At 71.2% G+C, this 17,453-nt stretch carries 17 protein-coding genes; 10 read left to right on the top strand and 7 right to left on the bottom strand.

Annotation, left to right across the window (positions count from 1 at the left end; all coding sequences use genetic code 11):
- Positions 1 to 32 precede the first annotated feature (32 nt).
- Positions 33 to 1,523 (top strand): L,D-transpeptidase, encoded by a 1,491-nt coding sequence (locus POL72_RS45500; protein WP_272103172.1) that lies wholly within the window; start codon positions 33 to 35, stop codon positions 1,521 to 1,523.
- 49 nt (positions 1,524 to 1,572) lie between these two features.
- Here the strand turns inward: POL72_RS45500 and POL72_RS45495 are convergent, their stop codons facing one another.
- Positions 1,573 to 2,448 (bottom strand): STAS domain-containing protein, encoded by an 876-nt coding sequence (locus POL72_RS45495; protein ID WP_272103171.1) that lies wholly within the window; start codon positions 2,446 to 2,448, stop codon positions 1,573 to 1,575.
- Between the two features lie 154 nt (positions 2,449 to 2,602).
- Here POL72_RS45495 and POL72_RS45490 point away from each other — a divergent pair, with 154 nt between their 5' ends.
- Together POL72_RS45490 and POL72_RS45485 are read left to right on the top strand one after the other, a co-directional pair.
- A complete protein-coding gene (locus POL72_RS45490; protein WP_272103170.1) occupies positions 2,603 to 3,292 on the top strand; it encodes an NUDIX hydrolase in 690 nt (229 codons plus the stop codon).
- 305 nt (positions 3,293 to 3,597) lie between these two features.
- Complete coding sequence (locus POL72_RS45485; RefSeq protein WP_272103867.1) at positions 3,598 to 4,428, top strand: protein phosphatase 2C domain-containing protein; 831 nt, start codon at positions 3,598 to 3,600, stop codon at positions 4,426 to 4,428.
- 151 nt (positions 4,429 to 4,579) lie between these two features.
- On the opposite strand, the gene POL72_RS50820 is transcribed toward POL72_RS45485, so the two are convergent.
- On the bottom strand, positions 4,580 to 4,750 hold the full coding sequence (locus POL72_RS50820) for a hypothetical protein (protein WP_276598051.1): 171 nt from the start codon (positions 4,748 to 4,750) through the stop codon (positions 4,580 to 4,582).
- 151 nt (positions 4,751 to 4,901) lie between these two features.
- Here POL72_RS50820 and POL72_RS45480 point away from each other — a divergent pair, with 151 nt between their 5' ends.
- From POL72_RS45480 to POL72_RS45470, 3 genes are read left to right on the top strand one after another with little or no spacing between them, the layout of a single operon-like run.
- The gene (locus POL72_RS45480) at positions 4,902 to 6,500 is read left to right on the top strand and encodes a hypothetical protein (RefSeq protein ID WP_276598050.1); all 1,599 of its coding nucleotides are present in this window, start codon (positions 4,902 to 4,904) and stop codon (positions 6,498 to 6,500) included.
- Positions 6,501 to 6,556: 56 nt separating this feature from the next.
- Positions 6,557 to 7,603 (top strand): cysteine hydrolase family protein, encoded by a 1,047-nt coding sequence (locus POL72_RS45475; protein WP_272103169.1) that lies wholly within the window; start codon positions 6,557 to 6,559, stop codon positions 7,601 to 7,603.
- Positions 7,604 to 7,617: 14 nt separating this feature from the next.
- Positions 7,618 to 8,442 (top strand): hypothetical protein, encoded by an 825-nt coding sequence (locus POL72_RS45470; protein WP_272103168.1) that lies wholly within the window; start codon positions 7,618 to 7,620, stop codon positions 8,440 to 8,442.
- An 85-nt stretch (positions 8,443 to 8,527) separates the two neighbouring features.
- On the opposite strand, the gene POL72_RS45465 is transcribed toward POL72_RS45470, so the two are convergent.
- Positions 8,528 to 9,496 (bottom strand): hypothetical protein, encoded by a 969-nt coding sequence (locus POL72_RS45465; protein ID WP_272103167.1) that lies wholly within the window; start codon positions 9,494 to 9,496, stop codon positions 8,528 to 8,530.
- Positions 9,497 to 9,766: 270 nt separating this feature from the next.
- Here POL72_RS45465 and POL72_RS45460 point away from each other — a divergent pair, with 270 nt between their 5' ends.
- The 3 genes from POL72_RS45460 to POL72_RS45450 all read left to right on the top strand — a co-directional run bounded on the left by POL72_RS45460 (position 9,767) and on the right by POL72_RS45450 (position 13,043).
- Positions 9,767 to 11,254: a D-arabinono-1,4-lactone oxidase gene (locus POL72_RS45460; protein WP_272103166.1), complete on the top strand. Its 1,488-nt coding sequence runs from the start codon at positions 9,767 to 9,769 to the stop codon at positions 11,252 to 11,254.
- Between the two features lie 168 nt (positions 11,255 to 11,422).
- Positions 11,423 to 11,968 (top strand): NUDIX hydrolase, encoded by a 546-nt coding sequence (locus tag POL72_RS45455; RefSeq protein ID WP_272103165.1) that lies wholly within the window; start codon positions 11,423 to 11,425, stop codon positions 11,966 to 11,968.
- Positions 11,969 to 12,089: 121 nt separating this feature from the next.
- Positions 12,090 to 13,043 carry a Uma2 family endonuclease gene (locus tag POL72_RS45450; protein ID WP_272103164.1) on the top strand — a complete coding sequence of 318 codons (954 nt, stop codon included), beginning with the start codon at positions 12,090 to 12,092 and terminating at the stop codon, positions 13,041 to 13,043.
- A 52-nt stretch (positions 13,044 to 13,095) separates the two neighbouring features.
- Here POL72_RS45450 and arfB read toward each other — a convergent pair whose 3' ends face one another.
- The gene (arfB, locus tag POL72_RS45445; protein ID WP_272103163.1) at positions 13,096 to 13,527 is read right to left on the bottom strand and encodes an alternative ribosome rescue aminoacyl-tRNA hydrolase ArfB; all 432 of its coding nucleotides are present in this window, start codon (positions 13,525 to 13,527) and stop codon (positions 13,096 to 13,098) included.
- A 128-nt stretch (positions 13,528 to 13,655) separates the two neighbouring features.
- Here arfB and POL72_RS45440 point away from each other — a divergent pair, with 128 nt between their 5' ends.
- The gene (locus POL72_RS45440; RefSeq protein ID WP_272103162.1) at positions 13,656 to 15,215 is read left to right on the top strand and encodes an SLC13 family permease; all 1,560 of its coding nucleotides are present in this window, start codon (positions 13,656 to 13,658) and stop codon (positions 15,213 to 15,215) included.
- An 84-nt stretch (positions 15,216 to 15,299) separates the two neighbouring features.
- On the opposite strand, the gene POL72_RS45435 is transcribed toward POL72_RS45440, so the two are convergent.
- The 3 genes from POL72_RS45435 to POL72_RS45425 form a co-directional block, all read right to left on the bottom strand.
- The gene (locus POL72_RS45435) at positions 15,300 to 15,704 is read right to left on the bottom strand and encodes a hypothetical protein (protein ID WP_272103161.1); all 405 of its coding nucleotides are present in this window, start codon (positions 15,702 to 15,704) and stop codon (positions 15,300 to 15,302) included.
- 225 nt (positions 15,705 to 15,929) lie between these two features.
- On the bottom strand, positions 15,930 to 16,748 hold the full coding sequence (locus POL72_RS45430) for an SRPBCC family protein (RefSeq protein WP_272103160.1): 819 nt from the start codon (positions 16,746 to 16,748) through the stop codon (positions 15,930 to 15,932).
- On the bottom strand, positions 16,739 to 17,353 hold the full coding sequence (locus POL72_RS45425) for an ArsR/SmtB family transcription factor (RefSeq protein ID WP_272103159.1): 615 nt from the start codon (positions 17,351 to 17,353) through the stop codon (positions 16,739 to 16,741). Before POL72_RS45425 ends, POL72_RS45430 begins: the two co-directional genes overlap by 10 nt.
- Positions 17,354 to 17,453 lie beyond the last annotated feature (100 nt).

The following is a 17,453-nucleotide window of genomic DNA, read 5'->3' as shown; positions in this document are numbered from 1 at the left end:
GGGCGGGCTCGGCGTGCTAGGGTCTCGTGCCTATGCCTGGCCGCTCGTGGTTCGTTGCCCTCGGCGCCCTCTGGCTCGGGTGCACGCCGTCGCGGCAAGACGCCGGCTCGCGCGCCGACGCGGCCGCGAGCGCGGGCGTGGCGGTCGCGGAGCCCTCGCCCACCAGCGCGCCCGCCCCGCGCCCCGCCGCGCCGGAGGCGCTGGCCGCCTCGACCTCGTCCGCGCCGGTCCCGGAGGTGGAGGCGGCGCGGGCGCGATCCGCGCGCGTGTACTCGAAGGGCCGCGAGGTGTGGATCCGGTCCGCGCCGCGGCCCAAGGCCCAGTGGATCGGCATGCTCTCGATCGGCGGCTCGGTCCGCCTGAAGAGCGTCGAGCCCCTCCGCGGCGCCGACGGCTGCCCGGCGTTCTACGCCGTGGAGCCGCGCGGTTACGTGTGCGTCGACGGCGAGCGCGCCACCCTGGACACCGCCGATCCCGTGCGCCAGGCGCTGATCCCCCATGCCCCGCTCGCCGATCGGCCGCTCCCGTACCGCTACGGCGAGTCGCTCGGCCTCAAGCGCCTCCTGCGCGTGGACGGCTTCGACGCGCCTGCGTGGCCCGAGGGGACCCACGATCTGCGGCACATGCAGGTCCGCCCGCGCTCGTCGGTCGCCTGGACCGAGGAGGTCGAGGCCGGCGGGACGACATGGCTCTGGGCATCGGATCTGACGTTCGTACCGAAGGACAAGGTCAAGCCGTACGAGCCCACCACCTTCGAGGGGGTGTACCTCGGCGCCGAGGCGCGCCTGCCGATGGCCTTCTTTCGCCGCAAGGCGCGCCCGAAGCACCGCCTCACGGAGGGAGGCCAGCCCGCGAAGACGGACGCCGTGTGGGACCGCCTCGCCCGGGTCGGGCTGACGGGCCGATCGAAGCGGGTCGGCGAGCTGACGTACCTCGAGACCCGGGACGACGGGCACTGGGTGCTCGAGCGAGACGCGGTGGTCGTCCGGCCGCGGAGGGCGCGGAACCCGTGGGGCCGCCCGATCCAGCTCGGCGGCGAGCCGCCCTCGGCGCCGGCCAACGGGCCCAGGAACACGTGGGTCGAGATCGCCGCCCTCGACGGCTGGCTCATCGCCTACGAGGACGACCGCCCCGTGTTCGCGACGCTCATCTCGGCCGGGCGCAACGGGGCCGAGGAGCCGGAGAAGATCGAGCCGTTCGTGCCGCCTTCCACGACCCCGCTCGGCCAGTACAGCATCGGCCGCAAATGGGTGACGAAGACGCTCATCACGCCCCACGTCGACGCGGACGACTGGATCGAGGCGGAGGTGCCGTGGAGCCAGCACTTCTTCAGCAAGTACCTCCTTCACGCGGCCTACTGGCACGACCGCTGGGGCGAAGGGCAGAGCGGCGGGTGCGTGAACCTCTCGCCGGTCGACGCGAAATGGCTCTTCCACTGGACCGAGCCCTCCGTGCCCGATGAGTGGTACGCGGTCCAGGCCACGCGCGACGACCCGTCCACGCGCGTCGTGATCCATCGCTGAGCCGCCGCCCGGCGCGGGGGTGCGCCCACGTCGCGCCTGCCGGAGCCCGCTATTTCGCCGGCGCGCTGCCCGCCGCGGCTCGCTCGACCCCCTCGCCCGCCGCGGCCATGCGCCGCATGCAGAGCTTGAGTCCGGCGCGGAGGTTGCCGACGGTCGTGACGCCGGAGAGGTCGAGTCCGAGCGCGATCATCGTCTGCGCTACGTTCGCCCGGATCCCCGTGATGATCCCCTCCGCGCCGAGGAGCCGGATGGCCTTGATCATCTCGATGAGGTACCCGGCGGTCTGCGTGTCGACCGCGTCGACGCCGGTGAGATCGAGGATCGCGTACCGCGCATCCTTGTTCACGATCGCCGAGAGCAGGTTGTCCATCGCCTCGGAGATCCTCAGGCTGTCCACCACGCCCACCATGGGGAGGGTCAGCACCTTGTCCCAGACCTCGATGATGGGCGTCGAGAGATCGCGGATGACCTCCTGCTGCGTCTCGATGAGCTCGATCTTCGCCCGGAGCTCCTGCTCACGCCGCTTCGCCGCGGAGCCGTCCAGGCTGAGGGTGATCATGCCGTCGGGCTCCCCGTTGCCATCGCGCACGGGGACGTGCCATGACTCCCAGGAGGCGCCGTATGCGTCGTAGACGTTGTATGCGCCTTTGCCCGCGAGCGCCTGCCGGTTGGTCTCCAGGGTCTCCGGCTCGTTCGCGAAGAGCTCGAGCACGTTCGCTCCGAGGAGCTGCCCCGGCTTCACGCCGACGGCCTCGAGCCCCTTGCCGTCGTGAAACGTGAAGACGCCCGCGCGGTCGTACCTGCACACGGTGATCGGAACGTGGTCGAGGATCGCGCGGAGGAGCAGCTGCGCCTCACGGAGCTTCGCCTCGAGCTCCTCCCGCGTCTCCGCCCCCGCCGCGCCCGACTCCGCGTCCCCCTTCATGGGAGCCTTCTACCGCGCACGCGCGCTGGCCGTCGAGGGGCTGTCGGTCGGTCGATGACGTTTCCCCCGCGCCGAGGAGCCGAGCCCCGCGACGCGGGTTGACATGGTGTCCGATCGACACCAAGATTCATGTGCAAATTACACGGAGAGTCGAATGTCCGTCTCCTACGAGCACCCGCGGCCGGCGCTGACGGTGGATTGTGTCGTGTTCGGCCTCGATGAGGCGGATCTCAAGGTCCTCCTCATCCGGCGGGAGCTCGATCCGTTCCGCGGCAGGTGGGCGCTCCCGGGCGGGTTCGTGCGCGTCGAGGAGGCGCTCGACGACGCCGCGCGGCGGGAGCTCGCGGAGGAGACAGGGCTCTCCGGCGTGTTCCTGGAGCAGCTCTACACGTTCGGCGCCCTCGGGCGCGACCCGCGCGAGCGCGTGGTCTCGGTGGCGTACTACGCGCTGGTGAAGCTCGGGGATCACCGGGTCAAGGCCGCGACCGACGCGCGCGAGGCGGCGTGGTTCGCGGTGGACGACACCCCGGCGCTCGCCTTCGATCACGACGAGATCCTCGCGGTCGCGCTGGAGCGGCTCAAGGGCAAGGTCCGATACCGGCCGATCGGGTTCGAGCTCCTGCCGCCGAAGTTCACGCTGTCGCAGCTCCAGCGGCTCTACGAGGCGATCCTCGAGCGCCCGCTCGACAAGCGCAATTTCCGGAAGAAGGCGCTCGGCACCGGGCTGCTCGTGGAGCTCGACGAGGTCGAGCAGGACGTCGCGCACCGCGCGGCGCGGCTCTACCGGTTCGACCGCCGGAAGTACGAGCGGCTCGAGAAGGACGGCTTCAGCTTCGAGATCTGAAGCGGGCGCCGGCTCGTGCGTCGGCGACGCGCTCGAACGCCTCCGGAAGCGCGGCCGGAACGCCGGCGACCGGGTTGACAATGTGTACCATGAACACTAAGCTTGGTGTGTAGGATACACGAACGATCGGGTGCTCGCCTGGCGCGGGCGCCGACGGTCGGCGTTGACCGCCGAGCAGACGATGGAGCTCCGGCGCCGGGAGGACCGCGCGCCCCGGCCTCCGTCTGCCCGGGTCCGGCCGCAGCGCGCCCTCGCCGGGCGCAGAAGGGAACTCCATGCTTCGGGACGTCGCTTTCTTGGCTGACATGGGAGGGGGCTCGGCCTTCGAGGTCGCCGGAGGGACGGTGACCGGGACCGATCACCTCGCCGCGGGGCGGCCCAACCAGGACGCCTATGCCTTCCGGGCCGAGGGCGGCTCTCTCGTCGCCGTGGTCTGCGACGGCTGCGGCAGCGGCGCGCGCAGCGAGGTGGGCGCGGCGCTCGGGGCGCGGATCGTGACCGAGCAGGTGCTCGGCGCGCTCCGGAACGGTGGAGACCTCGATTCGGCCGCGACGTGGGAAGAGGTGCGGCGCGGGGCGCTCGCGCCGCTCCGCGATGTGGCCGCCGGCATGGGCGGCAGCTTCGCCGAGGTCGTGTCGACCTTCTTCCTCTTCACCGTGGTCGGCCTCGCGATCTCCGGCGACAGGGCGTGCGCGTTCTCCCTCGGCGACGGCCTCATCGCGCTCGGCGACGAGCTCCTGCGGCTCGGCCCCTTCCCGAGGGACGAGCCCCCCTACCTCGCGTATGGCCTGCTCGATCGGCCGCCCGGCGGCGAGGCGCCGCGCTTCACCGTGCACCGCGCCTTCCCGTCGAGCGCGCTCCAGACTGCCCTTCTCGGGACCGACGGCGCGATCGATCTGCTGGAGTCGTCGTCACGGCAGATCCCGGGGGGCGGCGAGGTCGGCCCGCTGTCGAGGTTCTGGGAGGACGACCGGTATTTCCGGAACCCAGACGCCGTGAGGCGGCGGCTCGCGCTCATCAACCGATCCGTGGCGCGGCCCGTGTGGAAGGAAGAGCGGATGGAGCGCGAAGGCGGGCTGCTCCGCGACGACACGACGGTGATCGTCGTGAGGAGGGCGCAGGGCGCCCGCGATTGAGGCGCGGCCCTGCGCGGAGGCGCAGGAGTCGCGGAGGGAAACGACAGGGCGACTGCGCTCGATTGCGCTCGACTGCAATCGAATGCATTCGATTGCGCTCGATTGCATTCGATTGCGTCCGAAGGAGGCAACGGTGGACGTGGTTCTTGGTTCAAAGCGGGTTCGGCTCGACCCTCGGTCCTCGATCGGCAAAGGCGGGGAGGCCGACGTGTTCGACCTCGGCGACGGCCGCGCGCTCAAGGTCTGGAAGACGCCCGATCACCCGGATTATGCCGGGCAGGACGCCGAGCAGCGCGCCGCCCAGGCCCGCATCGAGCGCCACCAGGACAAGCTGCGCGCGTTCCCGCCGGCCCTGCCCGATCAGGTGATCGCGCCCCTCGAGCTCGCGACCGACAGGAGCAGGAAGCGCATCGTGGGCTACGCCATGCGCCTCGTGCGCCGCGGAGCCGCTCCTGCGCTACGGCGAGCCGTCGATGCGCCACGGCGGGCTGTCGTCGGCCGCGGTCTCCGAGGTGCTCGCGCGGCTCCACCGGGCCGTCGCGGCGATCCACGACGGGGGCGTCGTGATCGGCGACTTCAACGATCTCAACGTGCTCGTCGCCGGCGGCGAGGTGTTCGTCATCGACGCCGACAGCTTCCAGTTCGGCCCGTATCTCTGCCAGGTGTTCACCGAGCGCTTCGTCGATCCGCTGCTCTGCGACCCCTCTCTCCCGCGCCCGCTCCTGTCGAGGCCGTATTCGCAGGAGTCCGACTGGTACGCGTTCGCCGTGATGGTCATGCAGAGCCTGCTCTGCGTGGGGCCTTATGGCGGCGTCTTCCGGCCGCGGTCCGCGTCGGCGCGGGTGCCCGAGAGCGCGAGGCCGCTGCGCCGCATCACCGTGTTCGACCGCGAGGTGCGGTATCCGAAGCCGGCCATCCCGTACCGCGTCCTGCCGGACGATCTCCTGGACGCGCTCTACCGCATCTTCGTCGAGGACCGGCGCGGCGTGTTCCCGCGCCGGCTGCTCGACGCCCTCGCCTGGACGAGGTGCCCTTCGTGCGGCGTCGAGCACGCGCGCCCGGCCTGCCCGGCCTGCGCCGGCGCCGCGCCGGCCGCCGTGAAGGAGTCGACGATCGTCCACGGCGAGGTGCTGGCGACGCGGATCCTCACCACACGCGGGGTGATCCTGGCCGCGGCCCTCGGCCCGGGCGGGCTCTCGTATCTCGTGAACGAGGGCGGCCGCTTCCTGCGGGAGGATCGGTCCGTCGTGATGTCCGGCGCGCCGCACCCCGCGACGCGCTTCGCGGTGCACGGGAGAGCCACCTTGATCGGCCGGGGCGGCGATCTCGTGGTGCTCTCGCCGGGGGCCGCGCCCGAGCGGATCCAGGTGGACTGCGTCGGGACGAGGCCGATCTTCGACGTCAACGCGCGCGCCCGTTACTGGACGCGCGGCGGGCAGCTCCTGCGCAGCGGGAGGCCGGGCGCCGCCGCCCTCTCGGGCGAGGCGGACGCCGTCCCGATGGGCGAGGTCCTCGCCGGGCAAACGCTGTTCTGGGTGGGCCAGAGCTTCGGGCTCGGCTTCTACCGCGCCGGGAACGTCTCGATAGCGTTCGTCTTCGACGCCGAGCGGCCCGGCCTCAAGGACACGGTCAAGCTGCCTTTCCCGGGCGGCAAGCTCACCGCGGCGACCTGCGTCTTCGACGCCGGCCCGAGCTCTCCGTCCCACGAAGGCCGCGGGCGCTCCCGCGCCGGGCGCGCATGGCTGTTCCTCGCCGCCGAGCAGGCCGGCCGGACCGTGCACCGGTGCGTCGTCGTGAGCGAGGACGGCGCGGTCGAGGCGGTCGCCGACGGCGACGGGGAAGGCGGCTCGTGGCTCGGCGCGCTGACCGGCAAATGCGCGGCCTCGGGGTTCCTGCTCTCGGCGACCGACAGCGGCGTCGTCCGGGTCGAGGTCCGCGGGGGCGCGCTCGTCGAGACGCGGCAGTTCCCCGGCACCGAGCCGTTCGTCACCCAGGCTTCCCGGCTGCTCGTCGGGCCAGAGGGCCTGTTCGTCGTCGACGCACAGGCGATCACGTTGCTTCGCATCTCATGAATCCACGCTGAGCTGACGGCCCGCGCTCGCGGGCCGATCGAGAGGAGAGAGAGACCATGAAATCGACAGAGCTCCCCCTGCCCGCCTTCTATGACGCCAAGAACGCCGAGCGGTGGGGCTATCACCCCAATGAAGAGGCGCTGCACGGCGCCGCCGCCGCGTGGCGGAAGGCGCACGGCGTGAAGCCGTCGGCCGCGGACGCGCAGAACGTCCACGTCCTGCTCATCGACGTCCAGAAGGACTTCTGCTTCCCGCAGGGCTCGCTCTACGTCGCCGGCAGGAGCGGCACGGGCGCGGTCGACGACAGCCGCCGCATCGCCGAGTTCATCTACAGGAACCTCGCGTCCATCACGAACATCACGGTCACGATGGACACCCACTTCGCGTACCAGATCTTCTTCCCGGCCTTCTGGGTGGATCGCGAGGACCGCCCGCTGACCGCGCACCGCGAGATCACGACGGCGCAGATCGACGCGGGGGAGGTGCGGCCCAACCCCGCGGTGGCGAAGTGGCTCTGCGGCGGGAGCTACCCGTGGCTCATGAAGCAGGTCCGGTATTACTGCGAGGAGCTCGAGAAGGCTGGGAAATACAAGCTCTACCTGTGGCCGCCGCACTGCATCCTCGGGAGCGACGGCCACGCGCTCGCGGGCGTCGTGCACGAGGCGCGGATGTTCCACGCGTTCGCGCGCGGGGTGCAGTCGTGGGTCGAGGTCAAGGGCGGCAACCCGCTCACCGAGAACTACTCGGTGATGCAGCCCGAGGTGCTGACGCGGCACGACGGCCAGCCGCTCGCGCAGCGGAGCACGGGCTTCCTGAGGACGCTGCTCCACGCCGACGCGGTGATCATCGCCGGCCAGGCCGCGAGCCACTGCGTCCGCAGCTCGATCGAGGACATCTTGACGGAGATCGCGCTCACCGACCGCGCGCTCGCCAAGAAGATCTACGTGATGACCGACTGCATGTCGCCGGTCACCGTGCCCGACGGCAAGGGGGGCTTCGCCGTCGATTTCACCGCCGAGGCGGACAAGGCGCTCGCCCGCTTCGCCGCCGCCGGGATGAACCTCGTGAAGAGCACCGACCCGATTCCGTGTCTGGGCGCATGACCGTGGAGGATCCGATGAGCAAGAACAAGGAGAACGACAACGGAACGAGCCGCGATGGCTCGCTCGACATCGAGCAGCTCTTCGAGGCAGCGCGGGACGACGGCGCGCTCTCGCCCGAGGCGATGCAGGCGCTGCACATCACCGACCTGGGCGCGCAGATCCAGGCCGGCTTCGGCGTGCAGGTGGACGACGTCGCGTCGTCGGAGGTGGTGCTGGTCACGGTGATGCCCGACGACTCGGGATCGATCAAATTCGCCGGCAACGCCCCGGCGGTGAGGGACGGGCACAACCTGGTCGTGGGCGCCCTCGCCGACTCCAGGCAGCGCGACTCCATCCTGGCGCACAACCGTTACCTGAACGGGGCGGTGCTGTATCCATACTGCCCGATCGCCCAGGCCGTGAAGATGGACACGAAGAACTACGATCCCATGCTCGGCACGCCCCTCTACGATCAGACGGTGGTATTGCTCGGAACGGTGATCGCGAAGGCGCAGGAGTTCGCGCTGAGCGGCGTCCCGGCGCGCACCGTCACGCTGATCATCTCGGACGGCGCCGACGCGGGCTCGACGTGGGCCAAGGCCAAGGACGTGTGCGCCCTCGTCCGTGACATGCGGCGGGCCGAGGCCCACATCGTGGCGGCGATCGGCATCGACGACGGAAACACCGATTTCCGCGCCGTCTTTCGCGACATGGGGATCGAGGACCGCTGGATCCTGACGCCGAAGAGCGACGCGGCGGACGTCCGCAAGGCGTTCGCGCTGTTCTCTCAGTCGGCGGTGCGCGCCAGCCAGGGCGGCGCGTCGTTCTCGAAGACGGCCGCCGGCGGCTTCGGAGGGTGAAGCGCGCACCCCGGGCTCGCCGCACGCCCCCCTGCGCCGCGGCGAGCCCTCCACACCTCCCGGCGGATCCAGCGGAGGACCCGGATCAGGCCGCGGCCTCCCAGGGGACGACACCGTAACGGCGGCGCAGCTCGTCGAGATCCACCGCCATGTCGGACCAGAAGTCCCAGTCGTCCATCAGGTCGATGCTCATCTTCGTTCCGCGAACGAACGATCGCACGAGCTCGTCGGCGAGCCCGGGCGTCGCGAGCATCCCCTGCTGCGACGGCGCCAGCACGGTGAGCTGGATGCCCTGCTGGAGCTGCACCAGCAGGAACACGAGGATACCGAACGGGTTCTCGCGGCGATACCCCGCCTGAAACGCGATCGTCATCGCCTCTCCGCGCAGGTCGGTGCCGTAACCGGCGAGGATGTGGCTCAGGTCGTGGGTGAGCACGCCCTCGGGCACGCCGCGCTTCTCGCCGGGGAACGAGAAGCCGTTCTCTCGATAGAAGGTGAAGAGCGCCTTGCCGAGGGTGCCCTCTCTGTACGCCTCGAGCGAGCGGTAGCGCGCGGCGACTGGCTCGTTCTCCAGGATGCCCGCGAAGCTCGCGACGTTCCTTGCGAGCCCGTAGAGGCCGCCCTCATCGAGCATGCGCCGCACGTTCTTGCCGAGCAGCGAGCTCCGGCTGATGTCGATGCGCAGCAGGAGCAGCCGCCGCTCGTAGAGGTGGTGGAGCTGGCGGACCGCGTTCGGCCGCGCCCCGAGCGCCGCGGCGAAGCGCTCGACCTCGAGCAGCTCGCGCTCCTCGACGCGCTCGCCGCACAGGGTCATGGCGCAGAGACCGTTGACGAGCTGCTCGCGCAGAAGAGGGTCCTCGACGGCGCGCGCGAGCTCGTCGGGCGCTATCGGGGCGAGCGCGTCGATGTCGAAGTCGGTGTGGAGGAGGTGCCGCTGCACCGCGCCCATCGCGTCGCGCCGCGACCCGTCGAGGGGGCTGGCCGAGGTAAGGACGACCTTGATGGCACGCAGGCCCGCGTGCGCCTGTTCTTGGCTCGGGATGAGGTAGGTCATGCCGGGGAGGATGATGCCGAGCGCGCGTCCCGTCCTTGACCGGCGACGCCAATGTCTTGACCGAGCGCGCCGCCTGGCCGAGGAGCAGGGTCCGCGGCGGCTCGACGCCGCGGTGGCTCGACTCCGATCCACCTGCCATGCGCTGCGCGAACAGCGTCCGGGACATAGCCCGTCTCGATCTCCCGCTGTGCCCAAGGTTCTCGCTGGCCGGCCGCTCGCCGCTCAACTATTTGCGGGTGGGTGAGCCCGAGGGCGCCTCGCGGAGGTCTCATGCAGCCGAGATTCGTTGAAGGACACCAGAAACGTCTCGAAAACATCAAGCTTCCGAGCGCGATCACACAGGGCATCAGGAGGTTCTTCGCGACGTCCAATGCGCTTCGTCCGGATGGAACCTGGCGGAACTGGGGAGCCAACCATCGGTGCAAACCCGAGAGCTTCCATGAGCCCGGGTCGATCGACGAGCTCGTGGCGATCGTCGACGGCGCGAGGGCCAGGTCCAAGAAGATCCGGATCGTCGGCGCGGGACATTCCTGGTCCGACATCGTGTGCACGGACGAATGGATGGTCAGCCTCGCGCGCATCAACAAGCTGATCGAGCTCGATCGGAAGAACAAGACCGTCACCGTCCAGGCAGGGATGCGCGTCGCGGACCTCATCGATCACCTCGACGCCGCCGGCCTCGCGCTCGTCAACCTGGGAGAGGTCGACGCGCAGCACATCGGAGGCGTCATCGCGACCGCGACGCACGGCTCCGGAAGAACCGGCTCGTTCTCCAGCGCCGTGCTCTCCGCGAAGCTCTTGCTGTCGTCTGGCAAGGTCATCGAGATATCCAGCGCGCGCAACGCACAGTACCTCGATGCGGTCAGGACCAACCTTGGCTGCCTCGGGATCGTGGTCGAGGCGACGCTCGCGGTCCGCGAGTCGTTCAACGTGCTGAAGCACCAGAAGGTCTTCGAGACGAAGGCGGCGATCGCGAACGCCCCCCGCTTTCTCTCGCTCTCCGACCCGTACGCGATGAACAAGGTGTTCTTCTTCCCGTACGGCAGGCAGCACATCTACGCCGCGAAGGCGGAGGAGCTGTCGGAGCCGTCCCTCTGGGACAGGCTGCGCAACCCGGTCCTCGCCGTGGGCGACAGGCTCACGTTGAGCGTCTTGATGAACGCCGCGCGGCTGGTCCCGATCGACCTGAAGCCGCGCTTTTTGAAGGCGGCGCTGGCCGCGGTGAGCACGAGCTCCTACCAGGTCGGAAAATCGTACGATCTCCTGCTCTTCGCTCACGATCCTCGCTTCAAGGTCGTCGCTGGCCACATCGAGTCCGAGATCGCGATCCCGATCGAGGGCCTGGGGCCGGCGATCGCCTCGCTGTTCGAGCTCATGGAGCGGAGGACGTTCAAGATCAACGGGTACATCCTGGCGCGGACGGTCACCAAGGAGACGGCGTGGATGAGCCCCGCTTACGGTCGCGACTCGGTGTTCCTGACCTTCGCGCACTTCCCTTCCGAGGCGGAAGATTGGAAGGCGATCTTCGCCGAGGTCGAGGCCTTCATGATCGAGCGCCATCAAGGCCGGCCGCACTGGGGGAAGATCAATTTCACGAATCGAGAGTACGCAGAGAAGGCATATCCTCGGTACGCCGACTTCGCCGGCATCCGGAAGGAGCTGGACCCGATCGGCATGTTCGCAAACGACTTCATCCGGCGGCACTTCACCGTCGCGAGCGAGGCCGTTCCCATGAGCGCCCGGCCGGCCCCCCTCTGAGCGAGGGCGCCGGGGCCCCGGACGGGCTCATGCGACAGGGGCCCTCGCGCTCGCCCTCTTGATGTCCGCTGTCGCGCCTGGTAGCCGTGCTCGCCGTGCGGCCGTCCGTGCTCCTCGCCCCTCCGAGCGGCGGCGCCGGAGCGGTCGCGGCTGCGAGGTGGGTTGGTCATGACGGTCGTGCGGTGGAAGGCATTGGAGCGGCGCGTGGTCCAGCACTCGCCGTGGCGGAGGATCGAGGACGTCACGTTCGAGCTCCCGGACGGGCAGGTCCGCACGTTCTCGCTCAAGAAAGAAGGGCGAGTCGTCTGCGTCCTCGCGATCTCCCGCGAGAAGAGGGTGATCCTGGCGCGCCAGTACAGGCCGGGGCCCGATCGGATCCTCGACGAGCTCCCAGGGGGCGGCGTCGAGCCCGGCGAGGCCCCGGAGGAGGCGGCGGCGCGCGAGCTTCTCGAGGAGACGGGGTATGTCGCCGGGCGGCTCGTGCCGCTCGGCCGCCCGCTGGAGTGCGCTTACTCGACCATCGAACGACACGCGTTCCTGGCTGTGGATTGCGTGCGCGAAGGGGCGCAAGCGCTGGATGAGACGGAGTTCATCGACGTGGTCGAGAAACCGATCGAGGACTTCGTGGAGCAGCTCAGGGAGGGCGCCTGCACCGACCCTGAGGTCGGGTGGATGGGGCTTTACGAGCTGGGCTGTCTGAGGGCGAGCGCCTGAGCCTCGCCGCGGGGCCGCGCGGCGGAAGCGCGCACGCCGGCGCCGCGATGCCCGCCGGTCGCTGGCTGCGCAATGGGCGCCGCGATGCCCGCCGGTCGCTGGCTGCGCTATGGTGGAGCGCATGCGCAGGCACGATCACGTCCTCGTCGCTCCCGGTGCCGGCGCCTCCGGTCGCACGGTCCACGCGCCTCCGGCCGGCAGGGCGCGCCCGCACGTGCCGCACGTGGACGACCGGCTGGCGCCGCCCGAGACGCGGGTGGAGTACATCCACGGCGGCGAGGTCTACGCCGCCCCGGCCGATCCGCCGCACGCGACGCAGCATTTCGATCTGACCTACGTCCTCGGCGCCCATGTCGCCGAGGGCTACCGGGGCGCCGTGGACATGCTGACCCGGACCGACCTCGGCAGCGATTATGCGGCCGACGCCAGCATCTTCGCGCAGAAGCTCGATCGCGCGGGCCGCCGGCGGCTGGAGGAGCTGGCGTTCGAGGTCAGCGACAAGCAGGCCCTCGCCGTTCCGACCACCAAGGCGCGCCTGCTGATCGCTCGCGGCGTGCGGCGGGTGTTCTGCATCCTGGTGAAGCAGCGCCGGGTGATGGAGTGGTCGCGCGAGACCGACGGCTGGCGCCCGCTGCCCAAGGATGCGGTCATCGAGGATCCCTGCCTCGTGCGCCCGCTGCCGATCCAGGCGCTCCTCGAGGCCGCGTCCTCGGACGACGCCGTGGCCCGCGCGCTACTCGACAAGCGCGTGCCCGCGCTCGAGGCAGCGCTCGCGGAGGGCGAGGCGCGCGGCGAGGCGCGCGGTGAAGCCCGCGGCGAGGCGCGCGGTGAAGCCCGCGGCGAGGCGCGCGGTGAAGCCCGCGGCGAGGCGCGCGGTGAAGCCCGCGGCGAGATCAGGATGGCGCAGGAGGCCATCCTCACGGTGCTGAAGTCGCGCGGGATCGCCACGCCGGCCGAGATGGCCCGCGCGATCGCCGGCTGCGACGATCTGAGCAAGCTGCGGCGATGGCTCACCCGCGCGGCGACCGCGACGACCGCCGCCGAGGTCGTCGCCGGCTCCCGGCGCAAGCGCTGAGCGAGGGCCGCCGCGGCGAGGGCGCGCCGGGCGCCCTCCCCCGCGCGCCCCGTCACTCGTGATCGCCCCCGCCACGGCGCACGTGCTTCTTCTCGCCCGTGCGCCGCTTCTCGTCGAGCCGCCGCGCCTTCGACGCACGCGTCGGCCGCGTCGGCCTTCGCCGCACCGGCACCTCGAGCGCGCGCAGGATCAGCGCGCGCAGCTTCTCGCGCGCGTCGTCCAGGTTGCGCAGCTGGTCGCGGGTCAGCTGGCTCACGATGAACAGCCGCCCCTCGGCGTCGAGCCGGCCGCGCGCCAGCTCGCGCAGCCTCGCCTTGGCGTCATCGGCGAGCTCCGGCCACGCGCCGAAGTCGAAGCGCAGCTCCACCTTGGAGGCGACCTTGTTGACGTTCTGACCGCCGGGCCCCGACGCGCGCACGGCGCTCCAGCTGAGGAGCGCGGCCGGAGCGGTCAGCGCATCGTTGACGACGAGGGGATCGGACACGGCGGCTCTCCTGCCCTGCGGGCGGCGCGAGCGCCCTGCGGAGCGCCTGACGCCTAGCACGCGCCCGCCGCGCCCGCCGCGCTGCGCGCGCTCTGCCGGGGAGGAGGCGCGTGTGCGATAGAGTCGCCATGCAGTGCCCCCCCGATCCCGCCGCCGCGCCGCCGGGCGCCCCTCACCGAGGCCGACCGCCGCCTGCGCGGCTCAGCATGCTGCGCTGCCTCGGCGTCGCTTCCGGTCCAGCCGCCGCCCTCGCGATCGCGCTCGTCCCGAGCGGGCTCCACGCCGTCCCCGGCTTTGGCCACCGCCCTGCGTACGCGGCCGCGGTCGCTGCGTGGATGGCGCTGTGGTGGCTCTTCGAGGTGCTGCCCGTCGCGCTCACCGCCTGCTTGCCGCTCGTGCTCTTCCCGCTGCTCGGCGTCTTCGGCCGCGGGCTCGCGGGCGACGCGGCCCGCGCCGCCGCCCCGTTCGTCGACGCGTACATCTTCCTCTTCCTCGGCGGCATGGCGATCGGCGCCGCCATGGAGCAGTGGAGCCTTCACCGCCGGGTGGCGCTCCACATCATGCGGGCGGTCGGCACGGACCCGAAGCGGCTCCTGCTCGGCATGCTGGTCGCGACGAGCGCCATCTCGCTCTGGATCTCCAACACCGCGACCGCCGTGATGATGGTCCCGATCGGGCTCGCCCTGCTCGCGCAGCTGGAGTCGGCCGCCGGGGGGCGCAGGCTCACGCACTACGGGACGGCGATCATGCTGGCGGTGGCCTACGCCTCCAACGTCGGCGGGATCGGCACGAAGATCGGCACCGGCACGAACTCCATCTTCTGCGGCTTCCTCGCCGACAAGCTGGGCCACGATCTCGGTTTTCTTCGGTACATGGCGATCGCCCTGCCGTTCGTGGTCCTCTTCGTCCCGCTGCTCTGGCTCGCCCTGTGGCGCGTGGGCAAGCGGGACGGGCTCGGCCCCGGCCACGCGCGCGACGCGCTCGACCGCGAGCTCGCGGCCATGGGCCCGATGAGCCGCGGCGAGAAGACCGTCGCCGCCATCTTCGCGGCGTCCAGCGCGCTCTGGATCCTCGGCGATCCGCTGCGCGCCGCGCTCGCGCCCCCTCTCCAGGCCGCGCTCAGGGGCCTCGGCGCCGCGCTCGGCTCGAGCGCCGCGGCCGGATTCAAGGTGCAGGGCAAGCACTACGAGGCGACCGTGGCCGTGCTGGCGGCGCTCGGCCTGCTCGCCCTGCGCGCCCTCTCCCTCGCCTCCCTGCGCCGGATGCCCTGGGGCACGCTCGCCTTGCTCGGCGGCAGCTTCGCGATGGCGGCCGGCATCGAGGGCGGCGGGCTCTCGGCGTGGATGGCCGCGAAGCTCGCGGTCGTCGCCGAGGCGCCGCTGCTCGCGCAGCTCGGGCTCGCCAGCGCCGGCACGATCGCCCTGTCGGCGCTGGCCTCCAACACCGCCACGGTGAACGTGGCGCTCAACGTGCTCCCGCAGGACCTCGGCGTGCTGTTCGCGGCCACGATCGCCGCGTCCTGCGACTTCATGCTGCCGGCGGGCACGCCGCCCAACGCCATCGTGTTCGGCAGCGGGTACGTGCGGCTCCCGGTGATGATCCGGACAGGCTTCCTGCTCGACGTAGCCGCCGCCGCGCTCATCACGGTCTACGTGCACGGCTACGCGCGGCACCTCATCGGCGGCTGAGCGCAGGGGCGCAGCGGCGTCCGGCGCGCCGTCGCCGGCCTGGTCGCCCGCGTCTCGCGGCCGGGGCCGGCGCCCGGGCGCGGCTCAGGAGACCTTGCGCCGCGCCGACTCCCACCCGCGCCGCACGGCGCTCTTGGCCTCGTCCCAGGTGCGCCCGCTCTTGAGGTCGTTCCACTCCTCCTTGAGCTTGCTCTCGACCCGATCGTCCCAGTCGGTGTGGTCGCTGTAATGGCTCGCCGCGCCCCAGCCGTAGCGCAGCCCCGGCTCGACCTGGTTCCAGTCGGTGTTCGGCGCGTAGCGCGGCGGGATCGGCTGCTTGCCGAGCGCCTGCTTCACCGTATCGCCGACGTCCTGGTTGAGCTCCTGCCCCTTGGTGTCGGTGAAGTCCGCCTTGGTCTGCTCCCAGTCGCGGCGCAGCGCCTCCTTCACGCGATCCCAGCCGGACGTCTTGTGATCATCCCACCACCTCGGATTGACTGCATGGTTCATCGGTACCTCCATCGACTCCGTTGAACGAGCGCCGGCGCGAGGGCCGATCGCTGCGGTGAGCCCGGCGATACACGAACGGTGCCGCCCCGAGCCTTCGCCGGAAACCGATGTGAATCGTGCTGTTCTCAGCGACGTGTGCGGTCTCGGATTGACCCTCTCCGCCGCCCCAGGCGGAGGCTCGCCTGCGTCAGCCCGCCACACATGAGACAAGGTGCCTCGGAGGTATCAACCGGGCGCGCGCACTGGAAAGCGCTCGGCCATCCACGCCTGCCACGCGGGCTCGTCGCGCGCCGCCGCGGCGGGCGCCCTGTCGCCGTACAGGTACAGCCGGATCGGCAGCAAGATCTGCCCGGCCATGGGGAGGGCGAACAGGTGAGCGATGCCCGGCGCCGGCGCATCGAGCCGGAGGAGCAGCTCCGGGTGCTCGCGCGGGCCGACGCGCTCGACCACCCCGGCGAACGGCGGCGCGCCGGCGGCGGAGCTCACCCGCTGGCCCTCCGCGGCACCGGCGAGCCCGAGCGGGCCGATCAGCGCGTCCCATGTCGCGGATCGAGGCTCGGATCCGGCGCCCATCAGCTGGAACGCCGCGCAGGGCTGGCCGCGGAAATGCGACAGATAGAGCCGAAGGATGCGGAAGAAGGCCGCCCAGCCGTGCATGTGGCCCTCGAACTGGTTGTCCCAGTCGTCGGTGCTCGCGAACCAGCTGTGCACCACGCGCACGACGCACGTCCCGCCGGACCGCGCCTCCACGATCCACTCCGTGGCGACCTTGGGGCCGCCTGGTCCCATGTCCTCCGGAGCCTCGGCGGAGAACCGGCGAGGCGGCTCCCAGGCCGTGATGGTCGCGACCGCATCCATGCTCGTGCCCGGGCCGAAGTGAGAGACGGTCGTGCCGCCTTCGCGCTCCTCGACCTCGCTCGGCACGAACCACGACGAGATCCCGGGCCCGGTCGCGATGGCGCTCCACACCTCTTCGGGGCTGCCGGGGACCTCGACTTCGGCCTCGACGCTGCGACGGCCGGACGCGTCTTTTCTCACGGGCATGATGACTCCTTTCGTGGTGCTTCGTTCGGTGTGGGTGTGGGGTGAGCGACGATCACCAGGCGGTGCGATCGCCCGCCTGGCGCCGAATCATCGTGGTAACGCGCGACGAGCGCCGTCACCGCGCGGGTGAGCTCGCCGGTGAAGGCGGCGCGCTCCGCCGGGGAACGGAAGCGGACCTCGGCGTCGATCGACAGCGACGCGAGGCGCTTGTCGGCCTCCCGCGAACGCCGAAGGAGATCGCTGACCTCGCGCACGACGCGCGCGCCCAGGGCGATGAGGTAGGTGGCGGAGAGGCGGTCCGAGGCGCGCTCCGGGTCTGCGGCGACAGGCCCGAGCGCGCCGGGCGACACGACGTAGGAAGCCGCGCTCGCGACCAGCAGGCGCTCTGTCAGCCCACCCCACTTGCGCGTCCCGGCCATGCGCACGAGCCCGTGCGCCTCGAGGGCGCGCAGGTGGTAGTTGATCTTCTGGCGCGCGATCCCGAGGCGCGTGGCCAGCGTCGCGGCGGAGGCGGGCGCCGAGAGCTCCGAGAGCAGCCGGCTCCTGACAGGCTCGAGCGCTGCCGCTGCCGCGGCCGGATCCTCGATGACGTCGACGTCGAGCACATCGCCGTGGGTATCATTGACAGTTTTTTTTGTCAATGACGCCAGGCCGTACTTTCCCCGCCACGGCGAGGGACGCGATCCCCTCGCCGTCGGGCGCCGA

The sequence above is a fragment of the Sorangium aterium genome (assembly GCF_028368935.1).
GTDB classification, from domain to species: Bacteria; Myxococcota_A; Polyangia; order Polyangiales; family Polyangiaceae; genus Sorangium; species Sorangium atrum.
The sequence above is the reverse complement of the archived record's forward strand: the minus strand, read 5'-3'. Positions and strand labels throughout refer to the sequence as shown.